Source organism: Thalassospira sp. A40-3, from assembly GCF_015871485.1.
Taxonomy (GTDB): Bacteria; Pseudomonadota; Alphaproteobacteria; order Rhodospirillales; family Thalassospiraceae; genus Thalassospira; species Thalassospira tepidiphila.
In genome coordinates this window covers 4170752-4184116 of the sequence record NZ_CP065428.1, presented here as the reverse complement: position 1 = coordinate 4184116, position 13365 = coordinate 4170752, and the positions used below count along the sequence as shown (strand labels likewise).

Annotated in this window: 14 protein-coding genes; 9 read left to right on the top strand and 5 right to left on the bottom strand. The window is 55.1% G+C overall.

All coding sequences use genetic code 11. The features are described 5' to 3' along the window. Positions 1 to 33 precede the first annotated feature (33 nt). Positions 34 to 1491 (bottom strand): alkaline phosphatase D family protein, encoded by a 1458-nt coding sequence (locus IT893_RS19310; protein WP_197146337.1) that lies wholly within the window; start codon positions 1489 to 1491, stop codon positions 34 to 36. 199 nt (positions 1492 to 1690) lie between these two features. Here IT893_RS19310 and IT893_RS19305 point away from each other — a divergent pair, with 199 nt between their 5' ends. Next, positions 1691 to 1990 (top strand): cupin domain-containing protein, encoded by a 300-nt coding sequence (locus IT893_RS19305; RefSeq protein WP_008888786.1) that lies wholly within the window; start codon positions 1691 to 1693, stop codon positions 1988 to 1990. 92 nt (positions 1991 to 2082) lie between these two features. Here the strand turns inward: IT893_RS19305 and gshB are convergent, their stop codons facing one another. Next, complete coding sequence (gene gshB / locus IT893_RS19300) at positions 2083 to 3027, bottom strand: glutathione synthase (RefSeq protein WP_120223864.1); 945 nt, start codon at positions 3025 to 3027, stop codon at positions 2083 to 2085. A 234-nt stretch (positions 3028 to 3261) separates the two neighbouring features. Between gshB and IT893_RS19295 the strand changes: the two genes are divergently transcribed. The 6 genes from IT893_RS19295 to rlmN all read left to right on the top strand — a co-directional run bounded on the left by IT893_RS19295 (position 3262) and on the right by rlmN (position 8824). Next, positions 3262 to 3960: an outer membrane lipoprotein carrier protein LolA gene (locus tag IT893_RS19295; RefSeq protein WP_197146336.1), complete on the top strand. Its 699-nt coding sequence runs from the start codon at positions 3262 to 3264 to the stop codon at positions 3958 to 3960. A 512-nt stretch (positions 3961 to 4472) separates the two neighbouring features. After that, positions 4473 to 5150, top strand: a complete 678-nt coding sequence (locus tag IT893_RS19290; RefSeq protein WP_008888783.1) for an EI24 domain-containing protein — start codon at positions 4473 to 4475, stop codon at positions 5148 to 5150. Between the two features lie 284 nt (positions 5151 to 5434). Further along, positions 5435 to 5935 carry a polymer-forming cytoskeletal protein gene (locus IT893_RS19285; RefSeq protein WP_246878909.1) on the top strand — a complete coding sequence of 167 codons (501 nt, stop codon included), beginning with the start codon at positions 5435 to 5437 and terminating at the stop codon, positions 5933 to 5935. Between the two features lie 12 nt (positions 5936 to 5947). Then, positions 5948 to 6466 carry a hypothetical protein gene (locus IT893_RS19280; RefSeq protein ID WP_008888781.1) on the top strand — a complete coding sequence of 173 codons (519 nt, stop codon included), beginning with the start codon at positions 5948 to 5950 and terminating at the stop codon, positions 6464 to 6466. 279 nt (positions 6467 to 6745) lie between these two features. Continuing rightward, entirely contained in the window at positions 6746 to 7309 is a 564-nt protein-coding gene (locus IT893_RS19275) for an invasion associated locus B family protein (RefSeq protein ID WP_008888780.1), read from the top strand. Positions 7310 to 7567: 258 nt separating this feature from the next. After that, on the top strand, positions 7568 to 8824 hold the full coding sequence (gene rlmN, locus IT893_RS19270) for a 23S rRNA (adenine(2503)-C(2))-methyltransferase RlmN (protein ID WP_120223866.1): 1257 nt from the start codon (positions 7568 to 7570) through the stop codon (positions 8822 to 8824). A 185-nt stretch (positions 8825 to 9009) separates the two neighbouring features. Here the strand turns inward: rlmN and IT893_RS19265 are convergent, their stop codons facing one another. The 3 genes from IT893_RS19265 to IT893_RS19255 form a co-directional block, all read right to left on the bottom strand. Continuing rightward, a complete protein-coding gene (locus IT893_RS19265; protein WP_120223867.1) occupies positions 9010 to 9375 on the bottom strand; it encodes a Dabb family protein in 366 nt (121 codons plus the stop codon). Next, positions 9372 to 10652, bottom strand: a complete 1281-nt coding sequence (locus IT893_RS19260; protein ID WP_197146334.1) for a murein transglycosylase A — start codon at positions 10650 to 10652, stop codon at positions 9372 to 9374. The genes IT893_RS19265 and IT893_RS19260 overlap by 4 nt, the downstream gene beginning before the upstream one ends. Before the next feature lie 187 nt (positions 10653 to 10839). Further along, positions 10840 to 11535, bottom strand: coding sequence for a Tim44/TimA family putative adaptor protein (locus IT893_RS19255; protein WP_008888776.1), 696 nt, complete (start codon positions 11533 to 11535; stop codon positions 10840 to 10842). 380 nt (positions 11536 to 11915) lie between these two features. Here IT893_RS19255 and IT893_RS19250 point away from each other — a divergent pair, with 380 nt between their 5' ends. Further along, positions 11916 to 12536, top strand: coding sequence for an FxsA family protein (locus tag IT893_RS19250; protein WP_197146333.1), 621 nt, complete (start codon positions 11916 to 11918; stop codon positions 12534 to 12536). Positions 12537 to 12836: 300 nt separating this feature from the next. Then, positions 12837 to 13334: a protein-export chaperone SecB gene (gene secB / locus IT893_RS19245; RefSeq protein ID WP_008888774.1), complete on the top strand. Its 498-nt coding sequence runs from the start codon at positions 12837 to 12839 to the stop codon at positions 13332 to 13334. Positions 13335 to 13365: the final 31 nt, after the last annotated feature.

Genomic DNA, 13365 nt, shown 5'->3' with positions numbered 1-13365 from the left:
CATTGGCACATTTCCGTCGGCTACGCTTCGCGGTCAAACGCGCAAATCCGGCGTCCAGCCAATTCCTTCGAGATGCCATTTGGCATGCCAGTTGGTGTCTTTACGTAACAGTGTAAGGTAATTTCGCGCCGCACAATAGGTACCTTTGCGTTCCGGCAGCGGTTTTAACTCTGTCGGCCGACCCGGAAGCGGGTTCTCCCCGATCCATGCCAAAAGGCCTAAAACCCTGGCGAAGGTCGGGGGTGGTGCGGTGTGCGAAATGCCCGATGCCACCAGTTGATGGATGGTTTTACCCTTGGTTTCAAAGGTGCCCCGGGTTGCGACATGGATTTCCCCCGAAAGCAGGGTGATCTCATGGTCATGCTCGTTGGCGATTTCTTCGATCAGTTCAAGGAAACGGCACCATTCGCGCCGGTGCCAGCGGCTTTGCCACTGATCGCGCAGGTCATCCTCGTATTTCTGGGCACGGGGCGAAAGATGCAACACCATCTCGATCAATGACAATCGCGGCCCGATCACCGGCACGCTCGACATCAGGAGAATACGGTTGCCATCCGGCACGGTTTTGAGCATCTCGGGCAAATCGCGCCAGCCATGCGCCCCCATCACGTCATTTGGTGTCCGTTCGGATCGCAAATCGGGCGCAACAATACTGACCTCCGGAAAATCGGTGCGCCAGCCAAGGCTGATGCCCTCACGATCCCTGACCATATCGGGCAAATCATCGGGTGTGCAGCAAAGCTGCATCAGACAAAAGGCCTGTCTTGCGCAGTCAAACATGCCCTTGGCAACGGCACTGCCCTGAAACCACTTCTTGTGACTGCCCCAGCCATCAAAAATGTCATGGTCATCCCACATCATCAGCGACGGCACGCGCGCCAACATATGGCGGATCTGCGGTTGGCCATAAATCGCCAGATAATGATCAAGATAGAATTTCAAAACGGCGTCGCGCATGACATCGGAAAAGGCGGTCGCCAACCGTTCGCTTCGCCCGGCCTTGTCCCAGGCAATGATATCCTCGTCACATTCCCAGACGCCGTCAGCGTAAATCTGATCACCACCATGCAGCAAAAGCGAGAAGGGCTGCTTTGCGTGTTCTTTGCCCAAATCCGTCCAAAGCGCATTGCGGTCTTCAAGCGGCCGGTCCAGATCGCCGTCTTCCTGACCATTGCACGATACAAACCCGATGCGAAGATCACCCCCAAGATCGGTGCAAACCTCGTATGTTTTGTTTCCGAAACTATATGATGCGGACCGGTTTGACGGCAGTTCAAAATCAAACCGCCAATAGCTTCGGCCAAACAGGCTGGCAAGCTTTGACGGCGCAATGACATCACGGTCATTAGCCCGAAATTCCGGGATTTCTGCACCATCATCGGCGACCACAAGGGCGGCGATCTTTGCCGTCTTGGCATTAGCACCCCGGGCAAACAGGAACGGCCCATAAAGATCCTGATCGGTGATTTTTGTCGCCTCGGAGCTGGTCATGCGCTGTTACTACCTGCCAAAATGATGTGAACTTGACCCTTGAAACATACGTTTGATCGCCGCGTTAGTTCCAGCTTAGCGGAACCGGACGGCGACGGCATCGTCAAAGTCACACATCAGACCGACATAAAAAAGGCAAGCAGCATAAGGGACTTGTCGCTATCATCAACGGGTTAACCGCAAAAATTGGAGAAACCCAGTGACTGCACAGCGCCCCAAAGCCATTCCCACCGTCCAGGTCGATGACGATGCCGTCAAGGTGACCGAATGGCACTTCCCGCCCGGTTCTGAAACCGGTGATCATGTTCACGGCATGGATTATGTCGTTGTGCCAATGACGACCGGCACCCTGACCATTGTGAACGATGACGGCACAACGTTTCCGTCCGACATGACCGCCGGGAAATCCTATGCCCGCAAGACCGGCGTGTCCCATAACGTGATCAACAACAATGACTTTGCCATCACCTTTGTCGAGGTCGAGGTCAAGGCGCGCTGATCAAAGCCCGCCTCAAGCCCCACAAAATCACCCAACAAAAAGGGCAGGTGATGATCACCTGCCCGATTTCGTTTTAGCGATATGGGGATGGCCTAGCCAAGCCGCGTTTCAATCGCATCCCAGATCAGGCTTTCCAGTTTGGAGCCGTCAAAGCGGTTGATCTCCTGAAGACCGGTCGGCGAGGTGACGTTGATTTCCGTCATGTAATCGCCGATCACGTCAATCCCGACAAAGATCAGATCGCGCTTCTTAAGCTCCGGCCCGATGCGATCGCAAATCTCGCGTTCGCGCGGGGTCAGCATCGATTTCTCGGCCACACCGCCGACATGCATGTTCGAACGTGCCTCACCCTCGGCCGGAACGCGGTTGATCGCGCCCACCGGTTCGCCATCAACCAGAATGATGCGTTTGTCACCCTTGCGCACATCGGGCAAATAGGCCTGTACCATCAGCGGTTCACGCGACTGGGCGGCAAACAGTTCCAGCAGCGAATTCAGGTTCTCGTCACCGGGTTTGAGGTGGAATACACCCGCCCCGCCATTGCCAAACAGCGGCTTGACGATGATGTCCTTGAATTCTTCGCGGAATTCCTTGATGCGGGCTGCCGACCGCGTGATCAGGGTCGGCGGCATCAGATCAGGAAATTCGGTGACAAAGATCTTTTCCGGCGCATTGCGGACATGGCCCGGATGGTTGACCACAAAGGTTTCCGGGTGGATAGATTCAAGCAAATGGCTTGCGGTGATATAGTTCATGTCAAACGGCGGGTCCTGACGCATCAGGATCACATCGGTTTCGCGCGCCAGATCAATCACCCGTGCTTCGCCCAGATCATGGTGGTTGCCATGTTCGTAGCGCAACGTCATCGGGCGGACTTCCGCCTTGATCCGGCCCCGGTCATAGAACATGTCATCGGGATGATAGTGCAAAAGGTCATATCCCCGCGCCTGGGCTTCAAGGCCCATGACAAAGGTCGAATCCCCCTTGATATCGATGCTCTCGATCGGGTCCATCTGGATGGCGACGATACGGCTCATTAAACGTGTTCTCCTGCTTGCCGGTGGTCAAATGACCTGCAATTAAGGCTCAAAACGGCCAATTAAGGTCATTTGCGGGCATGGCTTGACCCGGCTGGCCTTCCCGGCCAAATGATGCGATATGTTACTCGCAGTGAGTGGTTACTATTTGGCACGATTTTTATCATCCGCCATTCACCTTCTGCAATCGCCATGATTGCGATCAACGAATTGTTACGAACACCGGTAAGACACATGACCCGTTTGACCCAAGAACCGAAGACTCGCTGGAAATTGTTTGGCAAGAAAGGCCGCGCCGTTCTTGCGGCAAGTGTCATTGCGTCCGCCATCGGTCTTGGTGCCGTCACCAGTCTGACCCTGTTGCCAAGCACAGCCCACGCGCAAGCAAGCGATCAGATCACGCCTGAGATGATCGAAAAAATCGAAAACTATCTGGCCGGGATCACGACGCTCAAGGCCGAGTTCGTTCAGATTTCATCGGATGGCGGTGCGGCCGAAGGCGATCTTTATATGGAACGCCCGGGCAAGATGCGGTTTGAATATAATCCGCCAGCCCAGATCCTGCTGGTCTCGACCGGTCATGATTTCATCTATTATGACAAGGAAATCAACGCACCGACCTATTTCGACATTGATGAAACCCCGGCCGGGATCATCCTGGCGGAAAACATCTCGCTGACCGACAAGGTCAAGATTGTCGATTATCGTCGCACGGCCGAAACTGTGCGCGTTGAGCTGGTGCGCAAATCCGATCCGGGTGCCGGAAGTGTAACCCTGGTGTTTACCGAAAAGCCGATGCAACTGCGTCAGTGGAGCGTCAAGGACCCGACCGGGGTCGAGACCACGGTCACCCTGTTCAATACCGAAGAGGGCATGCAGCTTGACCCGGAACTGTTCAAATTTGAACGCATCTGGCCAAATCAGCGCAACTAGCCCAAAAAAATTTCCCAGCCGATTTTGATGTCTTTGAACCGCCCGTAAACCGGTGCCGGATCAAGAATATTTTCTGATTCAACTGCTTGGCCAAGTGGTGAATGTAATTGTGATTTCGTAACGAAATCACCGCGGATTGGAATCAGCGAAAAGTTTCAAAATTTGTCGGCTTTTTCGGGCCCAAACCCATGGCATGGACGCCCTGTGCTTCCTATATGTGAGTCTGTCACAAGGTTCCCCTAAACGACGGGAACCCGGTGTGAGGAAAAGGTCTCCCCTACCTTTCCTCACGCTCCAGATTATCGGAGCGCTGGCGTCCGGTTCTCCCCCCTGGCCGGACGCCTTTTTTTTGCCTGATGCCTGCGATAGATGTCGCATTCTTGGGAAATCTGCAAAGCCACCCCCTGATTTCACAGGCTGTTAATTTTAATTGCCTACTAAACTGATGCATGATTCCCTTGCGGATATATTCCGCACACTCGACACATGACAGGACAGGACCGACATCTTCCATGATCAATGACTTTCTGAAATCCGTTGCGCAGTTTTCCGACCCGCGTTTTCGCAAAGTTGTGCTGATCGGTGTTGCCGGTGCGCTGGCAACCATTGTCGGGTTGTGGGTCCTGATCTGGTTCGGCCTGAATTCCATCACCTTCTTTACCGATGGTGGCTGGCTTGAAACCGCCGTGGACTGGCTTCTGGGCATCGGTCTGACCCTTCTTGTGCTGTTGCTGTTTCCCGCCGCCACGGTCCTGATCTCGAGCCTTCTGCTCGATCAGATTGCCGACGCGGTCGAAGACAAGCACTATCCGACCCTGCCCGATACCCGTCCGCAGCCGATTATTGATGCGCTGATCAGCGGTCTTAAATTCGCCCTGACGGCTTTGGCGCTTAACATTTTGATTTTGCCGCTTCTTCTGGCCGGCCCGCTCTATGTCATCGCGTTTTACGGGATGAATGGCTATCTTTTGTCGCGTGAATATTTTGAACTGGTTGCCGCACGCCGCTATGATGCGCGGACGGTTGAGGCCATTCGCAAAAGTCGCCAGAAAAAGCTTTGGATTGCCGGGGTCGGTTTGACCTTCCTGATGACCATTCCCTTGGTCAATCTGGTCGCACCGATCATCGCCACCGCCTTTATGGTCCACTATTCTGTGCGTCTTGGCACCTATGTGCCCGAGACTGCCTGACCGGTAACCGCAAGGCCGATACACCTAGACCAACACCGAAACTGCAACTCTAAGGATCTGGTCATCCCATGTTTGGAAAGAAAAAAGCCAACAAAACAGTCGACAGAAGTGCGACTTCGTCAGATACATCTCGCCTGGATGGATCAGACAAGCTTTCCGGGACGATGACCTCGGCCTCTGATGCTGCATCTGACAAAGCCAGCGAAACCCGCACGTTCGAAAAAACAGAAAAACGAACAGAGCCGCGGCTCTTCACCCAACCGCGCACAAAGGATGAACCGCAAATGTCCAGCAAACCGCACTCCACCAACTTCCGCCCGGAAATCCCGAAGCGCCCGCTTGAAATCCCGACCCGCGGCAGTTCCGGTCGCCCGGGAGGATCGGGTAGCCACTCCTCCGAGGGCAAGAAACTGACAGTTGGTCGCGACATCACGCTTAAAGGTGAAATCGGTTCCTGTGACGTTCTGGTCGTCGAAGGCGTTGTCGAAGCCCAGATCAAGGAATGCTCGCGCCTCGAAGTTTCCGATGGCGGCAGCTTCATCGGTTCTGCCCAGGTGGATGAGGCCGAAATCAGCGGCAAGTTCGAAGGTGAACTGACGGCTGGCCGTGTGGTTGTCGTCCATTCGGCTGAAATCAGCGGCAAAATCACCTATGGTGCGCTTCAGATCGAAAATGGTGCACGCATCAAGGGCGAGCTGGAATATGTCGAAGGCGCTGACACCGGTATAAGCCGCGGCGGCAGCACCGGCGCAATCACCATCCCGCGCAAATCTGACGATTCCTGATTTTTAGCGCGCATGATTGCCCTGACCCAAACCTCACCCCGAACAGACGTCACCCGTCCATTCGGGGTGATTTTGCTTCTGGCGCTCATTGCCATGGGTCTTTCGGCCTGTGGTGGCGGGTCGTCAGTGCCACCGGGTTCGACAAACACCAATTACGGCGAGCTTAATACCAAGGGCAACGTCACCACGACCCAGCCCGAAGCCCGCAGGCGGCCGGAAAATTCAAAATCACGTACCACCACCGCCGCCATCCCGTTCAAGCCGGTGCCCAACGCATCGCTCAAGGGGCTGTCAGAACCGGAAGTCGAAGCCAAAATCGGCGAACCGGAAATGATCCGCGGCGAAGGTGACATCCGCGTCTGGCAATACAGATCCGATCAATGTTCGTTTGATGCCTTCTTTGCCCCGGCAACCGAAGGCGCTCCCCGTGAACTCCGTCACATGCTGGCGCGCATGCGGCGCGGAAATCAGCCGATCACGGTTCAGGATTGCCTCGATCAGGTGGTCAAAAAGAATCTCGCTCGCGGCTGACACCTGTCGATCAATTTTAGTGTTGTGACAACGGTTTACCGGTAATCCAGCCAAAAAAGGCATCACCAGCCATGGCTGACATCCGGCGCCATCCACAGAATAATTTGTAAAATTTGCCTGTTGGCACCCGGTTGGACGCATTCCTTGGTTTAATCTTTACCTTTTGGCGGCAATCTCGGAAAACGAACCTCATAAATTTGCCATATCCTTTGGATTTTATGCGTCCTAACGTGGTCCGGTCGGACCGATCCCGAAACTTCAGACACGATACGCGACCTCATGAAAAAACACGCCCATCGTCTCGTCAGAAATTCGTTTGCCGCCGCTTTTGGCGCGGTTGCCTGTCTACTTGCGCTTGGTTTTGCGACCAACGTGGCACAGGCCCAGAACTCCCCGCAGCTGATTGATGTTTACGGCAAGTGGGAAGCCTATACCTATTCCGAGGATGGCCAGAAAGTCTGCTATATGGGCAGCCAGCCGACCTCGGCCAAAGGCGATTACACCCAGCGTGGCAAAATCTATGTCATGGTCACCCATCGCCCGGCACTCAAGCTGCTTAATGAAGTCAGCTTCATCACCGGCTATACCTACAAGTCGGGCAGCGAGGTCGATCTTCGAATCGATTCCAAAAGTTTCAAGCTGTTCACCCATGATGACTCCGCCTGGGCGGTAAACAGCGAAGAAGACCGCAAACTGGTCAGCGCGATGAAAGCCGGATCGACCATGGTTGTGGTTGGTTATTCGTCACGCGATACCAAGACCACCGATACCTATTCGCTGTCGGGCTTTACCAACGCCTATAACGCGATTTCAAAGGCCTGCAACACCAAGCCGGTCAACTGATCATACCAGATCAAACCGGTTGGTGGGGCCGTCACAGACTGCTTTGCAACCGCGATTGCAGTGCTGTGATAGCTGCAATGTGAAATTTATCGTTTCTAAATCGACCCGGCCCCGCTATATGCGGGGCCAAGTATTTATGCGCCCAAGCCATCTGGCATTTTTTCTGGTATAGTCCGCCGCATCGGAAAACCCGAAATGCCGCACGTAAACGGCCTGACGACGCAATAACCAGACCACCAGACAAAGAGAGAGCCCGGGATGACCGACGTCCTGACCGAAAACGCACCCCAGACCAATGCCCCTGCCAAGCAGGATGGGCCGTCGCTGTCCGACTTCGTTTCGCGCGCCGCCAATGGGCAGGCTGCCGACGGGCGTCGTGATCTGGTCGGCATCACCCGCGAAGAACTGACCGAACTCATGGCTGGCATGGGCGAAAGCAAGTTCCGCGTCAAACAGCTTTGGAACTGGATCTATAACCGCGGTGTCACCGACATCGAGGACATGACCAACATTTCCAAAAAGCTGCGCGATCGCCTGGCTCAGGATTTCTATGTCGGGCGTCCGGTTCTGACAGCAGATCAGAAAAGCACTGACGACACCCACAAATGGCTGATGAAGTTCCATGACGGCAACGAGGCCGAGACGGTCTATATCCCCGATCGCAACGAAGATCGCGGCGCTGTCTGCATTTCATCTCAGGTGGGCTGTACGCTGACCTGCAAATTCTGCCACACCGGTACCCAGCTTCTGGTGCGTAACCTGACACCGGGTGAAATCGTCAGCCAGTTCATGGTCGCACGCGATAGCTACGGCGAATGGCCGACCCCGGCCAATGGCATCCGCCGCCTGTCCAACATCGTCATGATGGGCATGGGAGAGCCGCTGTTTAACTATGAAAACGTTCGCGATGCCCTGCGCATTGCCATGGACGGCGAAGGTATTTCGATCTCGCGCCGCCGGATCACGCTTTCGACCTCGGGCGTGGTACCGGAAATCGTGCGCTGTGGCGAAGACCTTGGCGTTGGTCTGGCGATCTCGCTGCATGCGCCTGATGATGATCTGCGCAACGAAATCATGCCGATCAACAAGAAATACCCGCTCAAAGAACTGATGGATGCGTGTCGGAACTATCCGGGCATGTCCAATGCCCGTCCGATCACCATGGAATATGTCATGCTGAAAGGCGTGAACGACAAACCGGAACATGCGCGCGCGCTGGCCAAGCTGGTCAAAGGCGTTCACTGCAAGTTCAACCTGATCCCGTTCAACAAATGGCCGGGTTCGGATTACGAATGCACGCCGACCAACGATATCAAGAAGTTCGCGCAAATCCTGCTTGATAACGGCTACGAAGCGCCGATCCGCTGGCCGCGCGGCCGTGATATTCTGGCCGCCTGTGGTCAGCTCAAATCCGAAAGCCAGCGTCAGCGCAAATCACGCGTTGGTGGCAACGGTGACGCAGGTGGTTGCGGCAAATCGGATGCCGGCAATGAAGGCATCGTTGCCGCACAGTAAGTCAGGCACCAACGACGTCCCAAAATCGATCAACACCGGATGGCCTTGCCGTCCGGTGTTTTTCTTTGCGCTGTCCCTGTTTCAGGTCCCTGCGCCGAAATGTCCAAAAAACGAAATTTAGATCGCCTCTTTGATCTTGGTCGGTATTTTGATCTTAATTATAAGATCATTTGACGTGATCTAGTTCAGATCCAGCGTAATTCCGGCTTCTTGTCCGATCCCTTGTCAGGCGTATGGATGTCATCAACATTGACGCTTATGGCAAGAATACCGCCAAGGCCGCCTTCGGTCATTTCCGACAATCGAATGCCGATCCAGTCCTGATCAAGGCCGCGGACATAGGTGTCGCGTGCGGCCAGATCAGTAAAATCAATGGTGATGGCATGGGTAAATCCCTGACTAAGGCCGCTTCCGGTCATCTTTGGTCCGCCGCTAAAGGCCAATGCGCCCGGCACTGAAAAGGCAACTTTTTCAAGTTCGCCGATCATGGTGTCGATGTCGCTTTGCGCGATATGGCTTGGGATCTGTAGCAACACAATATGACGGATCATGAAGTGCCCCCTGTCTGAGCATCCGCATCCTGCCAGTTTGCCGGATCGATGCTGTTGGGCAACAGGACATATTTGCGGCCCTGCCGGTTCATGTGGCCGGCATAAAGGGCCGCGTCCTCGCCCGGGCCAAAGAAGATGTCACCGCGCACCGGCCCGCGAATGGCCCCACCGGTATCCTGGGCCACCATCAGGCGGCGGAATGTACGGTCGGCATTCATCGGATCGCTGGTTTCAAGCCAGACCGGCACCCCCATGGCGTGGAACCTGCGATCCACCGCCAATGACCGGCCCGGTTCCAACGGCACGCCCTGTGATCCCAGCGGGCCTGCTTCGGGGTCGTTCGGATCAACCTTCAGCGGCTGGAAAAACACGTAAGATGCGTTGGTATTCATCACCGCATCGGCTTCGCCCGGATTGTCATGCAGCCATTTGCGGATCGACTGCAGCGATACGGTTTCGCGCGTCAGCACCCCGCGCGCAATCAATTCCCGCCCGATGGCAAAATAAGGATGGCCGTTGGTCGCGGCATAGCCCACCCGAAGCACACTTTCATCGGGCAGTACTACCCGACCAGACCCCTGAATTTGCAGGAAAAAGGCATCCACCGCATCATCGACCCACACCAGTTCAAGATCGCGGTCCGATAACGCCCCTTCCTCGATCGCTTCGCGGTCGTAATAGGGTTTGATGGCATCACCCACGATCCGCCCGACCAGCTTGGTGCCTTTCAGATCCTCGCGGAAATCGCCAAGATCGATCGAGACCATGTCATTGGGCTTAAGATAAAGCGGCGTCTGATATGCCCCGCCACGGGTCAGCTGGCCTTGCAATTCCGGCTCGTAATAGCCGGTAAAAAGGCCCTCGGCCGTATCGCGATTGGCACTGAGATAGGGTCTGAAACCGCTTTCAAAGAACGCACGCGCGTCTTCCTTGCGAAGGCTCTCAACATCAAGGGAAACCGCGGTTTCGCAACGATCGCGCCACTGGCCGATGGTCCCCATGCGCGGATCAGGCCCGACGGGTTTGTCATCACTGCGTCTTAGCATCGCCTGGCACGACCGGGCAAAGGCCCGCACAGTGCCGCGCATATCATCGGTCTGCCAGCCATCAAGATCGGCGAAAGTCGCCGGACGCAGGGTCAGTTTGTCTTCCACCTCGGCAGGGGGTTCGATCTGTCCGGTGATTTGTGGCCAAAACATCCAGATCAGGGCGGCAGCCGCACCGACCAGCACAGAAACAAGGGACAGGCTGCGCGATAAAACCAGTCGTCTTTTCAAGATGGAAACCCGTAATTAGCCAATTCGAACGTCACCGTTTTTGCAACGGTTCTACGAAAACCCGATTTTGCCCCTGACATGCTTAACAAGCCGATAATTGCGCGGGCTCGTTACCATGCGGACATGAAAAAAGGCGACCCGGTTTATCGGATCGCCTTTGATATGTTTGGTCTTTGCGAAACCCGCGTTAATCGGCGGTTTCTTCTTCCGGGGTTTCGGTCGCAACCAGCTGCCAGTTCGGATCGCGGCTTTCGATGTTGCGCGCGAATGTCCAAAGGTCTTCGGCCTCGACCACCTTGTTGGGGTCGCCATCCACAACATCGCCCTCGGCATTGCGAATGACCGAGACTTCCTCGGACACGAACTTGACCGTGACATAGGCGGTGCGGCCTTCAAGGCTGGCGTCATGGATGGACGCGCTCTTGATACCGACCAGGGTGGTTTCCTCGTGCTCGCCCTTTTCAGCGCGGGCATCGATTGCAGCGGCAAAGTTCTTGTAAACCTCGGCCGAAAGCAACGGGTTCAGGCCATCCTTGTCGCCCTTGGCAAAGTATTCGACGATCATTTCGAACGCCATGCGCGCGCCATTCAGGAAGTCCTGCTGGGTGAAGTTCGGATCGTGCTTCTGGATCTCCTGCAGGGTTGCAAACGTGCCCGAAGGAACATCTGCCGCATCCTGATCGTTACCGGAGTCCGGCAGGCGATAAACATTATCGGTCTGAGCTGCGGCGTCTTTCTGGCCTTCATTGTCATGAGTCTGACGGCCAAAGATATCGGACGGCCCCTGCTTTTCATTGCCGGTGCGACGGCCAAGCACGCCACGCAAACGCAGCACAAGGAAAACCGCAATCAGAGCGAATAAGAATATATCGAAATACTGCAAGACGGTCTCGTGATCCTAATGGTTTCAAACTGGTTGTCTGTATATCACAACCGTGGTGGAGAGATGGTATGAACTTAACCAAATGCAAGGGCAACTGCCGATTACCCGGCAAGATGTGATCATCTTCACCCTTCACCGATGCGATATGCGCCGGGGCAAGGCCAAGATGACGATCTGCCGCATTTTTGTCGCGTTGTCACATTAGCGTTCCCACCAACTAACCAACGAACTTAAGTGTGCAGATTAATGAGAAATCGCTGAAAACCAAGTTGTTTTCTGCAATAGTTTCAGCAAGACATCAGCTTTGGCCGTAAAATGCATGTGATAATACGACATTTGCGGCGCATACAGGCAATCGATCGCCAGTAAACGGAGAAACAATGGGCTTTTACTTTCTCGCGATATTCGTCGCCATGCCAATCATCGAAATCGCGGTCTTCATTCAGGCCGGCGAACTGATCGGGCTATGGCCGACCATTGGCGTGGTTGTTCTAACAGCCATCATCGGCACGTCCCTGATGCGTGCCCAGGGGTTGCAAACCCTGGCCAAGGCACAAAGCCAGATGGATCAGGGCGAAATGCCCATTGGCGCCCTGTTTGACGGCATTTGCATTCTGATCGCTGGTGTCTTGTTGCTGACGCCTGGCTTTGTCACAGATACCTTTGGCTTCCTGTTGCTTGTCCCGCCGCTGCGCCAGCTGATCGGGGCCAAGGTCATCATGAAGCTGGTCCAGTCGGGCAATATCCGGACAAACTTCCGCGGTGCGACCTATTCCAGCGGTGCGCAAGGCGGACCAAACGGGCGCGGACCGAATGGACCCGGCGGACATGGCACCGGTGGACCTAGCGGAACACGGCCGCGCGGTGCCGGGCCGATCATTGATGGCGATTTCGAAGATGTCAGCCCGAACGATCCGTCAAACGACACCGATAGCAGCAACGATCCGGGCGACAATCCCGAAACACCGCGCAATCTGCCCCCGCGTGACGAGACGCGCTGAATTCATCCGAAAATCACAAAATCAGAAGGTTGGCCGACACCCCCGGTCAGCCTTCTTTGATTCAAAGGCCTTTGGCAAGAATCAGGACAACCAAACCCCCGGAAACGCGGGCTTTGATAAGGGCTTTGACCCGCTCTGATTGGCTTGCCCGTGCAGGCCAGACGTGCTAGGCCAACAAGTCCAATTTATCTGCCGCAACGGGGCGGCGTCAGTAATAAGCATTTCAGCCAAGGCAAAGCCTTCAAGCCGAAAGCTTTTTTCTGATCAAGACGAAATGACCTCTAAGGGAGCTAGACTTTAATGGCCGAGAATACCACCGGTGCAGAAGGCGCAGCAGAACAGAAGCAGCAGCCGGCCGCAAATCCGATCACGATCCACACCCAGTACATCAAGGATCTGTCGTTCGAAAACCCGAACGCGCCGGAAAGCGTTGCCCTGCAGCAGCAGCCGAAAATCAATATCGATGTTGATGTTGAGGCCCGCACCACCCAGGACCAGAAACTTCACGAAGTCACCATCAAGATCAACGTCAAAGCCGACGTTGGCGACAAGGTGGCCTTCATTGCCGAACTGCAGTATGGCTGCGTTGTGACGCTGAATGTTTCTGACGAACACCGCCTGCCGGTTCTGATGATCGAAGTTCCGCGACTGTTGTTCCCGTATGTCCGCAAGATCGTCGCAGACCTGACCGCAGATGGTGGCTTCCCGCCGCTGATGATGCAGCAGATTGATTTTGCTGATCTTTTCCGCAAGAAATTCGCATCCAAGATGGAAGGTCAGCCGGCTGGCAACGCCTGATTGACCCCATCCATCGGCTTTTGGTTCGATA

What these genes read in the sequence shown, in the direction of transcription:
- IT893_RS19310 (WP_197146337.1), bottom strand. Translation starts at nt 1,491, where the DNA reads ATGACCAGCTCCGAGGCGACAAAAATCACCGATCAGGATCTTTATGGG.
- gshB (WP_120223864.1), bottom strand. Translation starts at nt 3,027, where the DNA reads ATGAGCCGTATCGTCGCCATCCAGATGGACCCGATCGAGAGCATCGAT.
- IT893_RS19295 (WP_197146336.1), top strand. Translation starts at nt 3,262, where the DNA reads ATGACCCGTTTGACCCAAGAACCGAAGACTCGCTGGAAATTGTTTGGC.
- IT893_RS19290 (WP_008888783.1), top strand. Translation starts at nt 4,473, where the DNA reads ATGATCAATGACTTTCTGAAATCCGTTGCGCAGTTTTCCGACCCGCGT.
- IT893_RS19285 (WP_246878909.1), top strand. Translation starts at nt 5,435, where the DNA reads ATGTCCAGCAAACCGCACTCCACCAACTTCCGCCCGGAAATCCCGAAG.
- IT893_RS19280 (WP_008888781.1), top strand. Translation starts at nt 5,948, where the DNA reads ATGATTGCCCTGACCCAAACCTCACCCCGAACAGACGTCACCCGTCCA.
- IT893_RS19275 (WP_008888780.1), top strand. Translation starts at nt 6,746, where the DNA reads ATGAAAAAACACGCCCATCGTCTCGTCAGAAATTCGTTTGCCGCCGCT.
- rlmN (WP_120223866.1), top strand. Translation starts at nt 7,568, where the DNA reads ATGACCGACGTCCTGACCGAAAACGCACCCCAGACCAATGCCCCTGCC.
- IT893_RS19265 (WP_120223867.1), bottom strand. Translation starts at nt 9,375, where the DNA reads ATGATCCGTCATATTGTGTTGCTACAGATCCCAAGCCATATCGCGCAA.
- IT893_RS19250 (WP_197146333.1), top strand. Translation starts at nt 11,916, where the DNA reads ATGGGCTTTTACTTTCTCGCGATATTCGTCGCCATGCCAATCATCGAA.
- secB (WP_008888774.1), top strand. Translation starts at nt 12,837, where the DNA reads ATGGCCGAGAATACCACCGGTGCAGAAGGCGCAGCAGAACAGAAGCAG.